At 63.3% G+C, this 13,788-nt stretch carries 16 protein-coding genes; 9 read left to right on the plus strand and 7 right to left on the minus strand.

Annotation, left to right across the window (positions count from 1 at the left end):
• Positions 1–20: 20 nt before the first annotated feature.
• Positions 21–1,196: an MFS transporter gene (locus tag AB5Y81_RS01195; RefSeq protein WP_279484864.1), complete on the minus strand. Its 1,176-nt coding sequence runs from the start codon at positions 1,194–1,196 to the stop codon at positions 21–23.
• A gap of 10 nt (positions 1,197–1,206) precedes the next feature.
• Positions 1,207–1,878, minus strand: a complete 672-nt coding sequence (locus tag AB5Y81_RS01200; protein WP_279484863.1) for an SDR family oxidoreductase — start codon at positions 1,876–1,878, stop codon at positions 1,207–1,209.
• 124 nt (positions 1,879–2,002) lie between these two features.
• Between AB5Y81_RS01200 and AB5Y81_RS01205 the strand changes: the two genes are divergently transcribed.
• Positions 2,003–2,893: a LysR family transcriptional regulator gene (locus tag AB5Y81_RS01205; RefSeq protein ID WP_042008753.1), complete on the plus strand. Its 891-nt coding sequence runs from the start codon at positions 2,003–2,005 to the stop codon at positions 2,891–2,893.
• Here the strand turns inward: AB5Y81_RS01205 and AB5Y81_RS01210 are convergent.
• Both AB5Y81_RS01210 and AB5Y81_RS01215 read right to left on the minus strand, forming a co-directional pair.
• The gene (locus AB5Y81_RS01210; protein WP_279484862.1) at positions 2,884–3,774 is read right to left on the minus strand and encodes a hypothetical protein; all 891 of its coding nucleotides are present in this window, start codon (positions 3,772–3,774) and stop codon (positions 2,884–2,886) included. The genes AB5Y81_RS01205 and AB5Y81_RS01210 overlap by 10 nt on opposite strands.
• Before the next feature lie 67 nt (positions 3,775–3,841).
• The gene (locus AB5Y81_RS01215; protein WP_026141721.1) at positions 3,842–5,065 is read right to left on the minus strand and encodes an Nramp family divalent metal transporter; all 1,224 of its coding nucleotides are present in this window, start codon (positions 5,063–5,065) and stop codon (positions 3,842–3,844) included.
• 237 nt (positions 5,066–5,302) lie between these two features.
• Between AB5Y81_RS01215 and rpsF the strand changes: the two genes are divergently transcribed.
• The 4 genes from rpsF to AB5Y81_RS01235 all read left to right on the plus strand — a co-directional run bounded on the left by rpsF (position 5,303) and on the right by AB5Y81_RS01235 (position 7,291).
• Positions 5,303–5,689: a 30S ribosomal protein S6 gene (gene rpsF / locus AB5Y81_RS01220; protein WP_005308887.1), complete on the plus strand. Its 387-nt coding sequence runs from the start codon at positions 5,303–5,305 to the stop codon at positions 5,687–5,689.
• A gap of 30 nt (positions 5,690–5,719) precedes the next feature.
• Entirely contained in the window at positions 5,720–5,950 is a 231-nt protein-coding gene (gene rpsR, locus AB5Y81_RS01225; protein ID WP_005308890.1) for a 30S ribosomal protein S18, read from the plus strand.
• Positions 5,951–6,002: 52 nt separating this feature from the next.
• Positions 6,003–6,449 carry a 50S ribosomal protein L9 gene (gene rplI, locus AB5Y81_RS01230; RefSeq protein ID WP_005308892.1) on the plus strand — a complete coding sequence of 149 codons (447 nt, stop codon included), beginning with the start codon at positions 6,003–6,005 and terminating at the stop codon, positions 6,447–6,449.
• Between the two features lie 101 nt (positions 6,450–6,550).
• Positions 6,551–7,291: a ferredoxin--NADP reductase gene (locus tag AB5Y81_RS01235; RefSeq protein ID WP_042051409.1), complete on the plus strand. Its 741-nt coding sequence runs from the start codon at positions 6,551–6,553 to the stop codon at positions 7,289–7,291.
• Positions 7,292–7,344: 53 nt separating this feature from the next.
• Here AB5Y81_RS01235 and AB5Y81_RS01240 read toward each other — a convergent pair whose 3' ends face one another.
• Together AB5Y81_RS01240 and AB5Y81_RS01245 are read right to left on the minus strand one after the other, a co-directional pair.
• Entirely contained in the window at positions 7,345–7,692 is a 348-nt protein-coding gene (locus tag AB5Y81_RS01240) for a hypothetical protein (protein ID WP_010635110.1), read from the minus strand.
• An 18-nt stretch (positions 7,693–7,710) separates the two neighbouring features.
• Entirely contained in the window at positions 7,711–7,989 is a 279-nt protein-coding gene (locus tag AB5Y81_RS01245; protein WP_017780241.1) for a hypothetical protein, read from the minus strand.
• Between the two features lie 274 nt (positions 7,990–8,263).
• On the opposite strand from AB5Y81_RS01245, the gene AB5Y81_RS01250 reads away from it, so the two are divergent.
• Positions 8,264–9,268 (plus strand): hypothetical protein, encoded by a 1,005-nt coding sequence (locus AB5Y81_RS01250; RefSeq protein WP_026141415.1) that lies wholly within the window; start codon positions 8,264–8,266, stop codon positions 9,266–9,268.
• Positions 9,269–9,316: 48 nt separating this feature from the next.
• On the opposite strand, the gene AB5Y81_RS01255 is transcribed toward AB5Y81_RS01250, so the two are convergent.
• The gene (locus AB5Y81_RS01255) at positions 9,317–9,484 is read right to left on the minus strand and encodes a hypothetical protein (RefSeq protein WP_005308905.1); all 168 of its coding nucleotides are present in this window, start codon (positions 9,482–9,484) and stop codon (positions 9,317–9,319) included.
• 56 nt (positions 9,485–9,540) lie between these two features.
• Between AB5Y81_RS01255 and AB5Y81_RS01260 the strand changes: the two genes are divergently transcribed.
• The 3 genes from AB5Y81_RS01260 to AB5Y81_RS01270 are packed head-to-tail and all read left to right on the plus strand — an operon-like array spanning position 9,541 to position 13,782.
• Positions 9,541–10,515, plus strand: a complete 975-nt coding sequence (locus AB5Y81_RS01260; protein ID WP_026141414.1) for an NADP-dependent oxidoreductase — start codon at positions 9,541–9,543, stop codon at positions 10,513–10,515.
• Positions 10,512–10,949, plus strand: coding sequence for a YqaA family protein (locus AB5Y81_RS01265; protein WP_017780238.1), 438 nt, complete (start codon positions 10,512–10,514; stop codon positions 10,947–10,949). Before AB5Y81_RS01260 ends, AB5Y81_RS01265 begins: the two co-directional genes overlap by 4 nt.
• A 19-nt stretch (positions 10,950–10,968) precedes the next feature.
• Positions 10,969–13,782, plus strand: a complete 2,814-nt coding sequence (locus AB5Y81_RS01270) for a pitrilysin family protein (protein WP_279484861.1) — start codon at positions 10,969–10,971, stop codon at positions 13,780–13,782.
• Positions 13,783–13,788: the final 6 nt, after the last annotated feature.

The raw sequence follows: 13,788 nt of genomic DNA on the forward strand, positions 1-13,788 counted from the left end.
GCGGGTGAAGGGGTCGTCGCCTAGCAGGCCAGGGCCTTTGGCCGGCCTCTTCGCTCCTGGGTCAGGATGAACAGCAGCCCCAGGGCCGGTACCAGCGCCGCGAAGAAGGGGAGGGCAGCCGGTCCCAGCTGACTGTCGACGACGGCACCACCGATCACTCCGCCCAAGGCGTTGGCGATGTTGAATGCCGAGATGTTGGCGGTGGCCGCCAGCTCCGGGGCCTGCCGGCCATATTTCATCACCCGCATCTGCATGGCGGGCAGATTGGCGAAGGTGGCCACACCAAACAGGAAGGTGGCGATCAGGAAAGGCCATGGGTAGTGCTCCACCACGCCGACCAGCAGCAGGGCCAGAATGGTCAGCAGTGGCCACACCAGCAGGGAATGCCGCAGATTGCGGTCGGCGCTGTGCCCGCCGATGTTGTTGCCCAGCACCAGGCCCAGCCCGACGACCACCAGCACGCCTGTGATGGCGGAACGTTCGAAGCCAGCCACCTCTTCTGCCAGCGGCGCTATGTAGCCATAGAGGGTCATGAAGCCGGCCCAGCCCAGTACGGTAAAGAGCAGGCTGGCCAGTAGGTTCCAACTGCGGAAGGCGGCGAGCTGCTGGCTGATGGAGGTGGCGTTCTCCCTGGGTTGGCGCTCGATGACGAGGGCGATGGCAAGCATGGAGAGCAGACCCAGCCCGGCGACCACCAGGAAGGTGGTATGCCAGTCGAAGGCGTTGCCTATCCAGGCACCCGCCGGCACGCCCAGCACGTTGGCCAGGGTCAGGCCCGCAAACATCTGGCCGACGGCGCGGCCCGCCATCTTGTCGCTCACCATGCGGGTGGCGACCACGGCACCTATGCCATAGAAGGGGCCCTGGGTCAGGCCGGCCAGGATGCGGCTCACGATCAGGGTGACGTAGTCGGTGCTGAAGGCCGCGATCAGGTTGGCGACCACAAACAGCACCATCAGTGCCAGCAGGACGCGACGTTTCTCGAAGCGGGCCAGCCAGAGGGTGAGCAGCGGGCCGCCAAAGACGATGGCCAGGGCATAGGCGGTGATGAGGTTGCCCGCCTGACCCGTGGTGACCCCCAGCGATTCAGCCACCTGAGGCAGGATGCCGGCGATCAGGAACTCCGCGGTGCCGATGGCAAAGGCACTCAGGGTCAGGATCCAGATCCGGGCCGGGAGCGTGTTGGGCTCTTTCATGCTCATCTCCTCAGTTGATCAGGGCGCCGCCATCGATATCTATGGTGGCGCCGGTCATGAAGGGGTTGTCGATGGCCAGCAGATAGCCGGCGGCAAGATCTTCGGCGCGGCCGTGCCGACCGGCCGGCAGGCTGGCGGCTGCCCGGCCCAGCATGGCCTCTCGCACCTCGGGCGCCATGGCGGCGTAGGCCTCGGTATCGGTCAGCCCCGGGCTGACCACGTTGACCCGGATGGGGGCCAGCTCACGGGCGAGCAGCCTGGCGGCGGCCTCGAGCGCGGCATTAATGGTGGTCTTGATCAGGGTGCCGGGCACTGTCTTGCGGGCCAGGAACCCTGTGGTGAGGGTGATGGTGCCGCCGGGGGCCATATGCGGTGCCAGACTGCGAATGACCGCCAGAGTGCCCCAGAACTTGGTGTCGAAGGCCGCCTTGGCCGCCGAGAGATCCAGCTCGAGCAGCGACCCACCAGGCGCCTGGGAACCGGCGGTGATGACCAGGTGATCCAGCTGGCCCAGATCGGTCAAGAGGTTATCGATCGAGGTCTGGTCCGTGATATCCAGGCCGCTCTTGCGGCTGGCGACGATGACCTGACCGGGGCGCTGGCGCAGGGCATCGGCGACGGCGCGGCCGATACCTGTGTGGCCACCGATGACAAGGGACAGGGTGTGTTGATGAAATGCCATGGCAATGTTCCTCTCTGAGACGGCGGGGGATCCGCGCCTGTGTCTGCTGGAGAAGATAGATGTGACGGTGTATTTTGATAATTGCCGCAAAATCTAAAACATAATTCGGATTATCAATACAATCATGCTCGAGAACCTCAATCTGTTCCTGGTCATAGTGGAAAAAGGGGGGCTGGCCGCCGCGGGGCGTGAGCTGGGCTTCTCCCCGGCAACCGTCTCGGAGCGGCTGGCCTCCCTGGAGCGCTACTACGGCACGACCCTGCTCAGCAGAACCACTCGCTCCATCAGCCTTACCGAAGAGGGGCGCCTGTTGCTGGAGGAGGGGCGCCATCTGCTGGCCCAGGCCGAGGGGCTCAAGCGCCGTCTGCGCGATGGTGGGGATGAAATGAACGGGTTGCTGCGCATCAGCGCCCCTCATGATCTGGGGATCAGCCGGCTGGTGCCGCTGCTCGATCGCTTCATGGCGCAACACCCAGGGATCACGCTGGATCTCAACCTGACCGACGGCTATCTGGATCTGGTGGGGCAGGGGATCGATCTGGCCCTGCGCTACGGAGAGCTGGCCGACAGCACACTGCGCACCCTCTCGCTGGGGGAGAACCGCCGGATCGTCTGTGCCTCACCCGCCTACTTGGCGCGCAAGGGGGAGCCCCGCCATCCGGAAGAGCTTGCCGATCATGACTGCCTGCTGATGCGTTTCGGAGAACATCCGGAGCGCTGGTGGTCTTTTCAGGTCGAGGGCGTGGTGAAGCGGGTGATGGTGCAGGGGCGGCGCATCAGTAACAACGGTTATCTGGTGCGCCAGTGGTGTCTGCAGGGGGAGGGGATCTGCCTCAAGTCCCGCTGGGATGTGGGGGAGGATCTGAGCCGTGGCCGCCTGGTGGAGATCCTGCCCGAGTTCGCAGCCCCGGCATCACGGCTGCAGATCGTCTACCCTTCCGGGCGGCATCAGCCGCGCCGGGTGCGCGCCCTGATCGACGCGCTGGTCGCCGAGTTCGGACGCCCTCAGGGGTAGACCCGGGTCATCATGACAAACCCTTCTGCATCGGCGGTGAGGCTGGTCTCGATCCGTCCCAGCTCGGCCAGCGTGGCCACATGGGTGCCGCCGCAGGGAATGGTCACTTCCCGCCCTTCCAGCGGGCAGTGCCAGTAACGGGAGTCGATGATCGACTCGCCGGCCCGGCTGCGGCGGATCTCGCCTCCGGTTGCCAGCCAGTCGGCCAGCTGGCGATTGATATGCGCTTCAATCTGCGCCAGATCCGCCAGCAGGGCCTCACTGTTGACCCCCTTCTTGCGCAGGCTCTTGCCGATCCGGTACTGCTCGCGCGAGCCATTGGGCTCGACCCGCGAGGTCTGGATGGCGAGACGATCGAAATCCGGCTGCTCCAGCGCGTCCCGCTCGCTCACCTCCTTGCGCCAGTAAGGCATCAGCGCCCGGTTGAGCGCCAGTGCCGCCAGGTGGCAGCCGCTGTGGCCCAGGCTCAGGGCGTGACGGGCCTCGGCATCCACTTGCAGCGTCACCTGACTGCCCACCGGTAGCGCACAGTGGCCAGCCAGCGGGTGCACCACCACGAAACGCCACCCTTCCGCGCCCCGCTTGACCGGGATCGCCTGGTCGACGAACAGCTCCCCATCCGGACTGATGGCCCCCATGCGGCAGGGGCCGACGGCCGCTTCGCCACCCTCCCAGCGCACTGTGCCCACGTCACCCGGCTGATCGGGCCAGAGGTGGCTCTGGGGATGAAAGGGGGTGAGGTCGGTGACCAGCAGGCTGGTGTCGCCGCTCTGGCAGCAGATGACGCTGGCCTGCTCCTGATGGTGGCCCAGTACGAAGCTGGCTCGGGTATGTGACATGGATGGCTCCCGCAGATCGAAGAGGAAGAGAGCCGCCAGCATACGTCAAAGCGCAGACCGGCTCATTAACCTCGGTTAATGAGCCGGTCCGGAGGCAGGATGATGAGTGCTAGATCATGGCGACCAGCAGGTAGGCGTTGAGCCCGATCACCAGGGCGACGATGAGGCGGCCGAGCGCCTGAGTCACCGGGTGGTTGCGATATTGCCCCATCAGGGCGCGATCGCCGGTCAGCATCAGCAGCGGGATGAGCGCCAGCGCGATGCCGAAGCTCAGCACCACCTGGCTCAACACCAGAATCTCGGTGGTGTTGAGCCCCATGGCGATCACCACGAAGGCGGGGGCCATGGTGATGGCACGGCGCAGCCAGAGCGGGATGGTGAAGCGCACGAAGCCCTGCATCACCACTTGCCCGGCCAGCGTGCCCACCACGGTGGAGCTGATACCGGAGGCAACCAGCGAGAGGCCGAACAGGGTGGCAGCTGCCTGGCCCAGCAGCGGGGTCAGGGTCTGGTAGGCGGACTCCAGTTCGGCCACCTGCTGGTTGCCGGAGCTGTGGAAGGCGGCCGCGGCCATGGCCATCATGGCCAGGTTGACGAAGCCGGCGATGGTCATGGCGATGGCCACGTCGACCCGGGTGGTGTGCAGCCGCTGGGGGACCGAGCCCTGATCCTGGGTGTGCTGGGTCAGTGCCGAATGCAGGTAGATAACGTGCGGCATCACGGTGGCACCGAGCACCCCGGCCGCCAGATAGACGGCGTCGCTGTTGGGCAGGCCGGGGAAGAGGGCCCCTTCCAGCAGGCTCGGCAGGTGGGGGCGAGAGAACACCAGCTCGACGATGTAGGCCGCCGCCACGAACAGCAGCAGGCCGCCCACCACGAACTCCAGCGGTTTCTGGCCGCGGGACTGCAGCATCAGGATCCCCCAGGTGACCACGGCGGTGATGCCGGCCCCTTCCAGCAGGGTGACCCCGAGCAGCAGCTTGAAGCCGACCGCGGCCCCGATGAATTCGGCCAGATCGGTGGCCATGGCGATGATCTCCGCCTGCACCCAGTAGGCCCAGACCGCCGGCTTGGGCAGTCGGTCGCGAATGTGTTCCGCCAGGTTCTTGCCGGTGACGATGCCGAGCTTGGCCGAGAGAGTCTGCACCAGCATGGCCATCAAGTTGGCCCACACCACGACCCATAGCAGCTGGTAGCCAAAGGTGGAGCCGGCCTGAATGTTGGTGGCGAAGTTGCCCGGATCTATGTAGCCGATGGCGGCGATAAAGGCCGGCCCGAGCAGGGTCAGTTTGAATTTGCGGGCCGGGATGGCCGTGGTCAGCGCGGGTTGCATGGTATCAGCCTCCATAAGTGCATGGAGATAGAATAGATCTAAATGATAATTATTATCAATTGATGTTTTGTATTGTTCCCATAGATAAAAACATCGGCGGTGGCTGGTTGCAGTGAAGGATGGGATTTCGTACAATACGCCGCCCTAGAAAAGCAGCGTCTAAACACCATTATGTTCCTTGCCTCCGAGGTCTGGCTGCACCTGGGCGGAGGCTGAATTAATCCGTAAGGAGCTAAAATGCGTCATTACGAAATCGTCTTCATGGTTCATCCGGACCAGAGCGAGCAAGTACCTGGCATGATCGAGCGTTACACCGGCGCCATCACCACCTCCGGTGGTACCATTCATCGCCTGGAAGATTGGGGCCGTCGTCAGCTGGCTTACCCGATCGACAAACTGCACAAAGCCCACTACGTTCTGATGAACGTAGAAGCAGAGCAAGCCGTTATCGATGAGCTGGAAACCAACTTCCGCTTCAACGATGCCGTTATCCGCAACATGATCATGCGCACCAAGCACGCCGTGACTGAAGTTTCTCCGATGGCCAAGGCCAAGGAAGAGCGCTTCACCCGTCGTGACGACGAGCGCCGCGAAGAAGCTACTGAAGCTGCTTCCGAAGAGTAATTCTGGATCACTGACTAGAGGATAAAGGCCATGGCACGTTATTTCCGTCGTCGTAAGTTCTGCCGCTTCACCGCCGAGAACGTTACCGAGATCGACTACAAAGATATCGTTACTCTGAAAAACTACATCACTGAATCTGGCAAGATCGTACCGAGCCGTATCACCGGTACCCGCGCCAAGTATCAGCGTCAGCTGGCACGCGCCATCAAGCGTGCTCGTTACCTGGCTCTGCTGCCGTACACCGATCTGCACAACAAGTAAGAATCGGTCCGGCACTTAAGCCTAACTCAACGAAATTTATAGAGGAAAGGTAATGCAAGTTATCCTGCTCGACAAAATCGCCAAACTGGGCGGTCTGGGTGACCAAGTTTCCGTGAAAGCTGGTTACGCCCGTAACTTCCTGATCCCGCAAGGCAAAGCTGTTATGGCCACCAAGGCCAACATCGAAGCTTTCGGTGCTCGTCGCGCTGAGCTGGAAGCCAAACTGGCTGCCAACAAAGCTGCTGCTGAAGAGCGTGCTGCCAAGCTGGCCGAACTGGCTACCGTGGTTATCGCTTCCAAGTCTGGCGACGAAGGCAAGCTGTTCGGTTCCATTGGTACCCGTGACGTGGCTGAAGCCATCACTGCTGCCGGCGTAGCCGTTGCCAAGAGCGAAGTCCGCATGGGCAACGTTCTGCGTAACACCGGTGACTACGAAGTTGCTGTTCAGCTGCACGCTGACGTTAAAGCAACCGTACAGATCCAGGTTGTTGCCCTGTAATAGCGATTCGCTTTTGCAGAAAAAACCCGCGCACTTGCGCGGGTTTTTTATTTTCAGGCCCGGGGGTAGAGTAAAGACCTGTTCCTCTGGAGGAGATCCCTATGGCCTGGGTCGAAGGTCGCGTCCTTGAACGCATCGAGTGGACGCCCACCCTGTTCTCCCTGCGCGTGGCGGCCGAGCTGGCCCCCTACAAGGCGGGGCAATTCACCAAACTGGCCCTCGAGCAGGGCGAACGCCGCGTCCAGCGGGCCTACTCCTTCGTCAATCCGCCTTCGACTCCCTACCACGAGTTCTATTTCGTCGAGATCCCCGATGGGGAGCTGACTCCGACCCTGGGTTCCCTGCGGGCGGGCGACAGCCTGCTGGTGCAATCCCTGGCGACCGGTTTTCTCACCCTGGACGAGGTGCCGGCCGGACGCGATCTCTGGCTGCTCTCCACCGGGACCGCCATCGGCCCCTTCCTCTCCATGCTGGCGGACGGGGAAGCCTTTGCCCGTTTCGAGAATCTGGTGCTGGTGCACGGGGTGCGCAAGGGGGAGGAGCTGAGCTATCGGGATCTGATAGCGAGCTTTGCCGAGCGTCATGGCGAGCGTTTTCGCTACGTCCCCTTCGTCAGCCGTGAAAGCTGGCCCGGAGCGATGGAGGGGCGGATCCCGGCGGCCATCGCCGATGGTCGCCTGCAGGCGCGAGTGGGGCTGGAATTTTCTCCCGCGCTGAGCCAGGTGCTGATCTGCGGCAACCCGGCCATGGTGAAGGAGACCCAGCAGACCCTGTTGTCATTGGGGTTGGCCAAGAACCTGCGGCGGGCCCCCGGCAACATCAGTGCCGAGAATTACTGGTAGGAAAAGCGAACAAGGGGCCATGGGCCCCTTGTTCATGCTCGACGGCAGTCAGATCAGTGCTTCTTGTTGCCGTGGCCCTTGTCTTTTTCTTTGAATTTGTCATGTCCCTGCCCCGGGTTGTTGCCGCTATGGATGCTGCGGTTGTAGTGATCCCGGTACTTGCCGTCGATCTTGTCGCAGTTGAGCTTGATGCGGCTGTCACCGATGCCGAGATCCAGGCAGTTGTGCTGCCACCAGTCGTACTCCTTGTCATCCCAGTCGACGTTCAGCTTGATGTTGTCGGTGGAGAGCCGGATGCCATCGCCATCCTTGGAGTGGGGTGGGGCGGCAAAGGCAACCCCGTTGGCCAACAGCAGGGAGAGCAGCAGGGCGCCTTTGTTGAACATGGTTGAATGAGTCATGACGAAAGTTCTCCTTGGTTACTGGCCGGTGCCCTGGGTGGCGGGCATCTGGTTGCTGCCGGGGGGATCATTGCGGTGCTCTTCATCGTCGAAGCTGACCCTGCTTTCCCGGCATGGCGTCTGGGTGCCATCGTTCACTCCCGGCTCGAAGCAGTTGGTCGATGACCAGCCAAATTGCTTGTCATCCCAGTCCAGGTTGAAGGTTAGTGCATCGACGGAAAATGCCGTACCACCTTCCTCCTCATACTGCGGTGCTGCCAGCGCGGCGCCGGCAACCAGAAGCAGGGGCAGTAACAAGCTAGTCGTTCGGTTCATTGTGGCCTCGGTGGTTGGTTGTTGCGGGTCAGTGTATGCCAGTCTTGCTGAATCCGGGCAGAATCAGGCTCAATCTCCCATGCTACGAGAGTCGGCAGTGAGTGTATCGACTTTTTGCGGTCGATTTGTCCGTTTTGGTCGCACTCTGGGCAACTGACCAAGGATCTGGTGCAATTATGGTGATTGTCCTTCTCTCGAGGAGTCTGCTGACTATAATCGGCAGCCAACTTTTCCTGCATATCGCGCCCGCTTTCTCATGACCACACAGGCTTCTGCCGTGCTGCGCTACCCCAAGGGGTGGTTCGCACTGACCACGGTGTACAGTTTTACCGGCTTGGCCATTCTGGCCTCCATCGTCTTCTCTCTGCTGCTGTTTCTCTCCATCGACGAGAATCCCCTGATGAAGTGGCTGTTCGGTGGCCTGGCCATCATCTTCGAACTGGGCAAGTTCTACGTCTGGTATGAATACGGGGAGTGCAAGGCGCGTCGCGATCTGGGCGGGGCCTTCTGGTCGCTGCTGTTCTACAGCGTGCTGGCCGCCATCTCCATCGGCGGCAGCATAGGCGGCATCAACAGCGCCACCAACACAATCCTCAACCAGCAGGCGCGCCATGAGCGGGAGATCGCCCGCTTCGACGAGCAGATCGCCAGCATAGAGCGGCAGATCCAGCTCAACGAGGAGGCGGCCCGCAAGTATATCGAGATGGCGCGCATCTCCAGCGGCGTCAGCGGCCTGCAGCAGGCCAACACCAAGCTCAGGCTGCGCCAGGACGAGCTGCGCCAGGAGCGCGACGCCAAGCCCGTCAACGAACAATCCTCCATGCTGGGGCTGATGAGCAGCCTGGCGGACGGGGTGGGCATGAGCATCAGCCAGGTGCAGTTTCTGCTGGTCTGCTTCCTCTCGGTGCTGCTCGACGTGTTCGGCGCCTTCTTCGTCAGTCTGATCGGCGAGGAGAACCGCTTTCGCCGCAGCTGGCTGTGGCAGCGGGACCGCGAGCGGGAACAGATCGTGCTGCAGCAGGCGGAGGCCGCTGCCATGGCGCAGCAGCTGCCCGGCCGGCCGGAGCCCGAGCCAGAGGTGGTGGAGCAGGTGCGCAGCGCGCTGGAGAGCGGCGAGCTCAAGTGCAGCAAGCGCAGCGTCGCACAGGCGCTGTCGCTGTCGCTGGAGGAGGTGGACCGGGTGTTCCAGCATCTGCTGGCCCAGGGCGTGCTGGGGCAGGGTAGCAACCGCCACTACCATCTCAGTTCGCAAGGAAGTTGATCATCAGGCCACCTCGGGGTGGCCTTTTTATTGCGCGCGGGCGCTGTGCTAGTGGGTCAGCACCATCATCAGGCTGAGGAAGGCGGCCAGTCCGCCACCGATGCCGATGATCCAGTAAAACCCCTTGGCCCCCTGCTTGAGCGGGATGCGGAAGTAGAGCAGAAACGCCCACCACCCCAGGGCCAGCAACAGAGGAATAAGAAACATTCGAGCCATGGTGTCCTCGCTGTTATTCTGTTGACCCTTGATCAATCAACAGGATGGATTGTGCAATGACGCAGCTACAGATTACCGCATTCGGCGCCCCCTCGGTACTCAGGCTCAACCCTTCCCAGGACAAGGTGCCTGCCGAGGGCGAAGTGCGGGTGCGCATCTGCTTTGCGGGGGTCAACCCCATCGATGCCAAGACCCGGGCCGGCCTCGGCTGGGCGGCGGCGCAAAACAAGGAGAAGCTGCCCTGGACGCCGGGCTATGACGTGGCCGGCGTGGTCGAGAAGGTCGGCCCTGGTGTCAGTTCGCTGGCCGAGGGGGACAGGGTATGCGGCATGGTGGGCTTTCCCCTCACCGCCGGCGGCTACGGCGAGTCCGTGGTGGCCCGCGAGGAGGAGCTGGTCAGGCTGGAGGATATTGGCCTCAGACAGGGGGCGGCGCTGCCGCTGGCCGGCCTCACCGCCTGGCAGGGGTTGTTCGAGCACGGCGCCCTCAAGGCGGGGCAACGGGTGCTGATCCTGGCCGGTGCCGGCGGCGTCGGCCATCTGGCGGTGCAGTTTGCCAGCGCCTATGGCGCCGAGGTGGTGGCGATGGCGAGCGGTGACAACCACAGCTTCCTGCACGCGCTGGGGGCCAGCAAGATGGTGGATTACCACGATGCGGACTGGGCCGCCCAGGTGGTGGCCGACGGTCCGGTCGATCTGGTGCTGGATCTGGTGGGGGGCGAGAGTGGCCAGGCGGCGCTGGCCTGCGTCAAGCCGGGCGGCCGGCTGGTGACGGTACCCACCATCACCGCCCAGCAGATCAAGGATGCCGCGGCCGGCAGCGCCATCGAGGTGCTTGGCATGCTGGTACATCCTGACCGCCAGCAGTTGAGCCAGATGCTGATCCTGCTGCGTCAGGGGGAGGTGCAGATCACCGTCTCCGGCGAATTCCCGCTGGCGGAAGGGGCCCTGGCCCATCAGGCCATCGAGCAGGGCCACGTGCGCGGCAAGCTGCTGCTGCGCATGCCCGCCGCGGATGAGCTGGCCGGATGAATGGCATCACCGAGCTGGGGCTTGGCTGGCTGTTTCTGAGCGCCTTCACCTCCGCCACCCTGCTGCCCGGCAGCTCGGAAGTGCTGCTGGGGGCCATGGCGACCAAGGGGGAGTGGAGCATGGCCAGCCTGCTGCTGTGGGCGACGCTGGGCAATACCCTCGGCTCCATGACCACCTGGTGGCTCGGCTGGCTCGCCACCTTCAAGAAAAAACCGGAAGATTTTCAAGGCCGTGGGGAACAAAAAGCCCTCGGCTGGCTCAAACAACATGGCCACTGGTGTCTGCTGCTGGCCTGGACGCCTGTGGTCGGCGATGGTCTCTGTCTGCTGGCCGGCTGGCTGCGCCTCTCCTTCTGGCGCTCTCTCATTCTCATCGGGCTCGGCAAATTGTTCCGTTATGCCCTGGTCTTTCTGCTGGCCAGGCAGATCTTCTAGCTTCACTCACGAGGTAACCGTGAACAAACTCATTCCATTAAGCATGCTTCTGGGCTTCTCTCTGCCCGTGCTGGCGGCACCCACCCTGGTGTCGGAACAGGTCAAGGAAGAGGGCAAGCTCGGCATTCCCTATCAGATGTACAAGCTGGACAACGGCCTGACCGTCATTCTGGCGCCCGACCGATCCGATCCCCTGGTGCACCTGGACGTCACCTATCACGTGGGCTCGGCCCGCGAGCAGGTGGGCAAGTCCGGGTTCGCCCACTTCTTCGAGCACATGATGTTCCAGGGCTCCAAGCACGTGGGGGATCAGGAGCACATGCGGATCATCAACGAGGCCGGTGGCGACATGAACGGCACCACCAACAAGGACCGCACCAACTACTACGAGACCGTGCCGGCCAACCAGCTGGAGAAGGTGCTGTGGCTGGAGGCCGACCGCATGGGCTTCTTGCTCGATGCGGTGAGCCAGAAGAAGTTCGAGATCCAGCGTGCCACCGTCAAGAACGAGCGGGCCCAGCGCATCGACAACCAGCCTTACGGTCTGGTGAGCGAGAAGGTGGGGGAGGCGCTCTACCCGCGCACCCACCCCTACTCCTGGCAGCCCATCGGCTATGTGGAGGATCTCGATCGGGTCGACGTCAACGACCTCAAGCAGTTCTTCCTGCGCTGGTACGGCCCCAACAACGCCACCCTCACCCTGGGCGGCGACTTCGACACCAAGCAGGCGCTGGCCTGGATTGAGAAGTACTTCGGCCCGATCCCGCGTGGACCCGAGGTGGCCGAGCCGACCCCCGAGCCGGTGACCCTGCCCGAGACCCGTTACGTGACGCTCGAGGACAAGGTGCACCTGCCGCTGCTCTACATCAGCTACCCGACCGTGTCCCTTGGCGATCCGCAGGAGCCGGCCCTCGACATGTTCGCCGACGTGCTGGGCGGCTCCGCCAGCTCCATGCTCTACCAGTCGCTGGTCAAGAGCGGCAAGGCTATTGATGCGGGGGCCTCCCACTACTGCGAGGAGCTGGCCTGCACCCTCACCGTCTACGCCTATCCCAACCCGGCGGTGGATGGCAGCCTGAAGACCCTCAAAAGCGAGGTGGACAAGGTGATCGGCGAGTTCGCCGGTCGCGGCCTCAAGCCGGAGGATCTGGAGAAGGCGATCAACAGCTATCGTGCCTCGGCCATCTGGGGCCTGGACAGCGTCTCCGGCAAGGTGAGCCAGCTCGCCATGGGCCAGGTGTTCGCCCAGGATCCCAACTATGTGTTCAAGAGCCTGGACGCCATCGGCAAGGTGACGCCGGAGCAGGTCAAGGCCGCCTACGACAAGTTCATCCTGAATAAGCCGGCGGTGGTGCTGAGCGTGGTGCCCAAAGGCAAGAACGACTGGCAGGCCGCCAAGCCCAACTTCACCCCGGCCAAGCGCGAGCTGCCGGATTACGCCAAGCATGACAAGGTGCTGGCCGAGCGGCCGGTGAAAGACGACTTCGATCGCAGCGTGCAGCCCAAAGCGGCCGATGCGGTGAGCGTCAAGGTGCCCGCCATCTGGCACGGCAAGCTCGACAAGGGGATCGAGATCATCGGCACCCAGAGCGATGAAATCCCGGCCGTCTCCATCATGGTCGCCCTGCCGGGCGGCATGCGGGCCGAAGGCAAGGGCGAGCTGGGGCTGGCCAGCCTCACCGCCAGCATGATGGGGCAGGGCTCGGTGCGTCTGACCGAGGCCCAGCTCAGCGACGAGCTGCAAAAGCTCGGCTCCAGCGTCAGCGTCTCCAGCGCCCAGTACAACAACCTGGTCACCATCAGCAGCCTGGCCGACAAGCTGCCACAGACCCTGGCGCTGGTGCGCGAGGTGTATGAGCGGCCCGGCATGCGCGAGGCCGACTTCGAGCGGGTCAAGGCGCAGATGCTGCAGGGGATGAAACAGAGCGAGCAGCAGCCCGAGTGGCTGGCCGGCCAGGCCTTCCGCGAGCTGATCTACGGCAAGCAGAACCGTCTCGGTCAGCCGGGTGACGGCGTGCTGGCCGACGTGGAGAAGCTGACCCTGGCGGACGTGAAGCGCTTCTACCAGAACTACTACAACCCGACCAACGCCAAGGTGGTGGTAGTGGGTGACGTGACCCAGTCCCAGGTGGAGGATCAACTCGGCTTCCTGACCCAGTGGAAGGGGGCTGCGCCCTCCCTTGGCAGCCTCAAGCCCGAAGGCGAGCAGGCCAAGCCGGGTATCTATCTGGTGGACAAGCCGGGGGCGCCCCAGTCGGTGATCCGTATCGGCCGTCGCGCCATGCCGTTCGATACCACGGGTGACTACTTCACCGCCGGGCTGATGAACTTCAACCTGGGCGGCAACTTCAACAGCCGCATCAACCTCAACCTGCGGGAAGACAAGGGCTATACCTATGGGGCCAGCTCGGGCTTCTCCGCCAACCGGGAGGTGGGGACCTTCGCCACCGGCGCCAACGTGCGGGCCGATGCGACCGTGGATGCCATCCGCCAGTTCCTCAAGGAGATGGACAACTACCGCAAGAGCGGCCCGACCCCGGTCGAGCTCGCCTATATGCGCAGCGCCGTCTCCCAGCAGGATGCGCTCTCTTACGAGACGCTTGGCCAGAAGGCGGGCTTCCTGCTGCAGATGATCATGTACGACCTGAAGCCGGACTATGTGCAGGCCCAGAACAACCTGATCAAGACGGTGTCGGCCGAGACGCTCAAGGCCAGTGCGGCACGCTGGCTTGACCCGGCCGAGATGGTGATTGTGGTGGTGGGGGACAAGCAAAAGCTTGAAAAACCCCTGCAGGAGCTTCATCTTCCCATCTATCCGCTGCAGCTGCCCTGAGGGCGC

Origin of the sequence: Aeromonas sp. s2 (assembly GCF_040907935.1) — a bacterium.
Lineage (GTDB): Bacteria > Pseudomonadota > Gammaproteobacteria > Enterobacterales > Aeromonadaceae > Aeromonas > Aeromonas dhakensis.

Bases quoted from the DNA above. Each gene is read 5' to 3' on its own strand.
- AB5Y81_RS01250 (WP_026141415.1), top strand. From the start codon at position 8,264: ATGACCACACAGGCTTCTGCCGTGCTGCGCTACCCCAAGGGGTGGTTC.
- AB5Y81_RS01215 (WP_026141721.1), bottom strand. From the start codon at position 5,065: ATGCAACCCGCGCTGACCACGGCCATCCCGGCCCGCAAATTCAAACTG.
- rpsF (WP_005308887.1), top strand. From the start codon at position 5,303: ATGCGTCATTACGAAATCGTCTTCATGGTTCATCCGGACCAGAGCGAG.
- AB5Y81_RS01255 (WP_005308905.1), bottom strand. From the start codon at position 9,484: ATGGCTCGAATGTTTCTTATTCCTCTGTTGCTGGCCCTGGGGTGGTGG.
- AB5Y81_RS01205 (WP_042008753.1), top strand. From the start codon at position 2,003: ATGCTCGAGAACCTCAATCTGTTCCTGGTCATAGTGGAAAAAGGGGGG.
- AB5Y81_RS01195 (WP_279484864.1), bottom strand. From the start codon at position 1,196: ATGAAAGAGCCCAACACGCTCCCGGCCCGGATCTGGATCCTGACCCTG.
- AB5Y81_RS01240 (WP_010635110.1), bottom strand. From the start codon at position 7,692: ATGACTCATTCAACCATGTTCAACAAAGGCGCCCTGCTGCTCTCCCTG.
- AB5Y81_RS01200 (WP_279484863.1), bottom strand. From the start codon at position 1,878: ATGGCATTTCATCAACACACCCTGTCCCTTGTCATCGGTGGCCACACA.
- AB5Y81_RS01210 (WP_279484862.1), bottom strand. From the start codon at position 3,774: ATGCTGGCGGCTCTCTTCCTCTTCGATCTGCGGGAGCCATCCATGTCA.
- AB5Y81_RS01260 (WP_026141414.1), top strand. From the start codon at position 9,541: ATGACGCAGCTACAGATTACCGCATTCGGCGCCCCCTCGGTACTCAGG.
- AB5Y81_RS01265 (WP_017780238.1), top strand. From the start codon at position 10,512: ATGAATGGCATCACCGAGCTGGGGCTTGGCTGGCTGTTTCTGAGCGCC.
- rpsR (WP_005308890.1), top strand. From the start codon at position 5,720: ATGGCACGTTATTTCCGTCGTCGTAAGTTCTGCCGCTTCACCGCCGAG.
- AB5Y81_RS01235 (WP_042051409.1), top strand. From the start codon at position 6,551: ATGGCCTGGGTCGAAGGTCGCGTCCTTGAACGCATCGAGTGGACGCCC.
- rplI (WP_005308892.1), top strand. From the start codon at position 6,003: ATGCAAGTTATCCTGCTCGACAAAATCGCCAAACTGGGCGGTCTGGGT.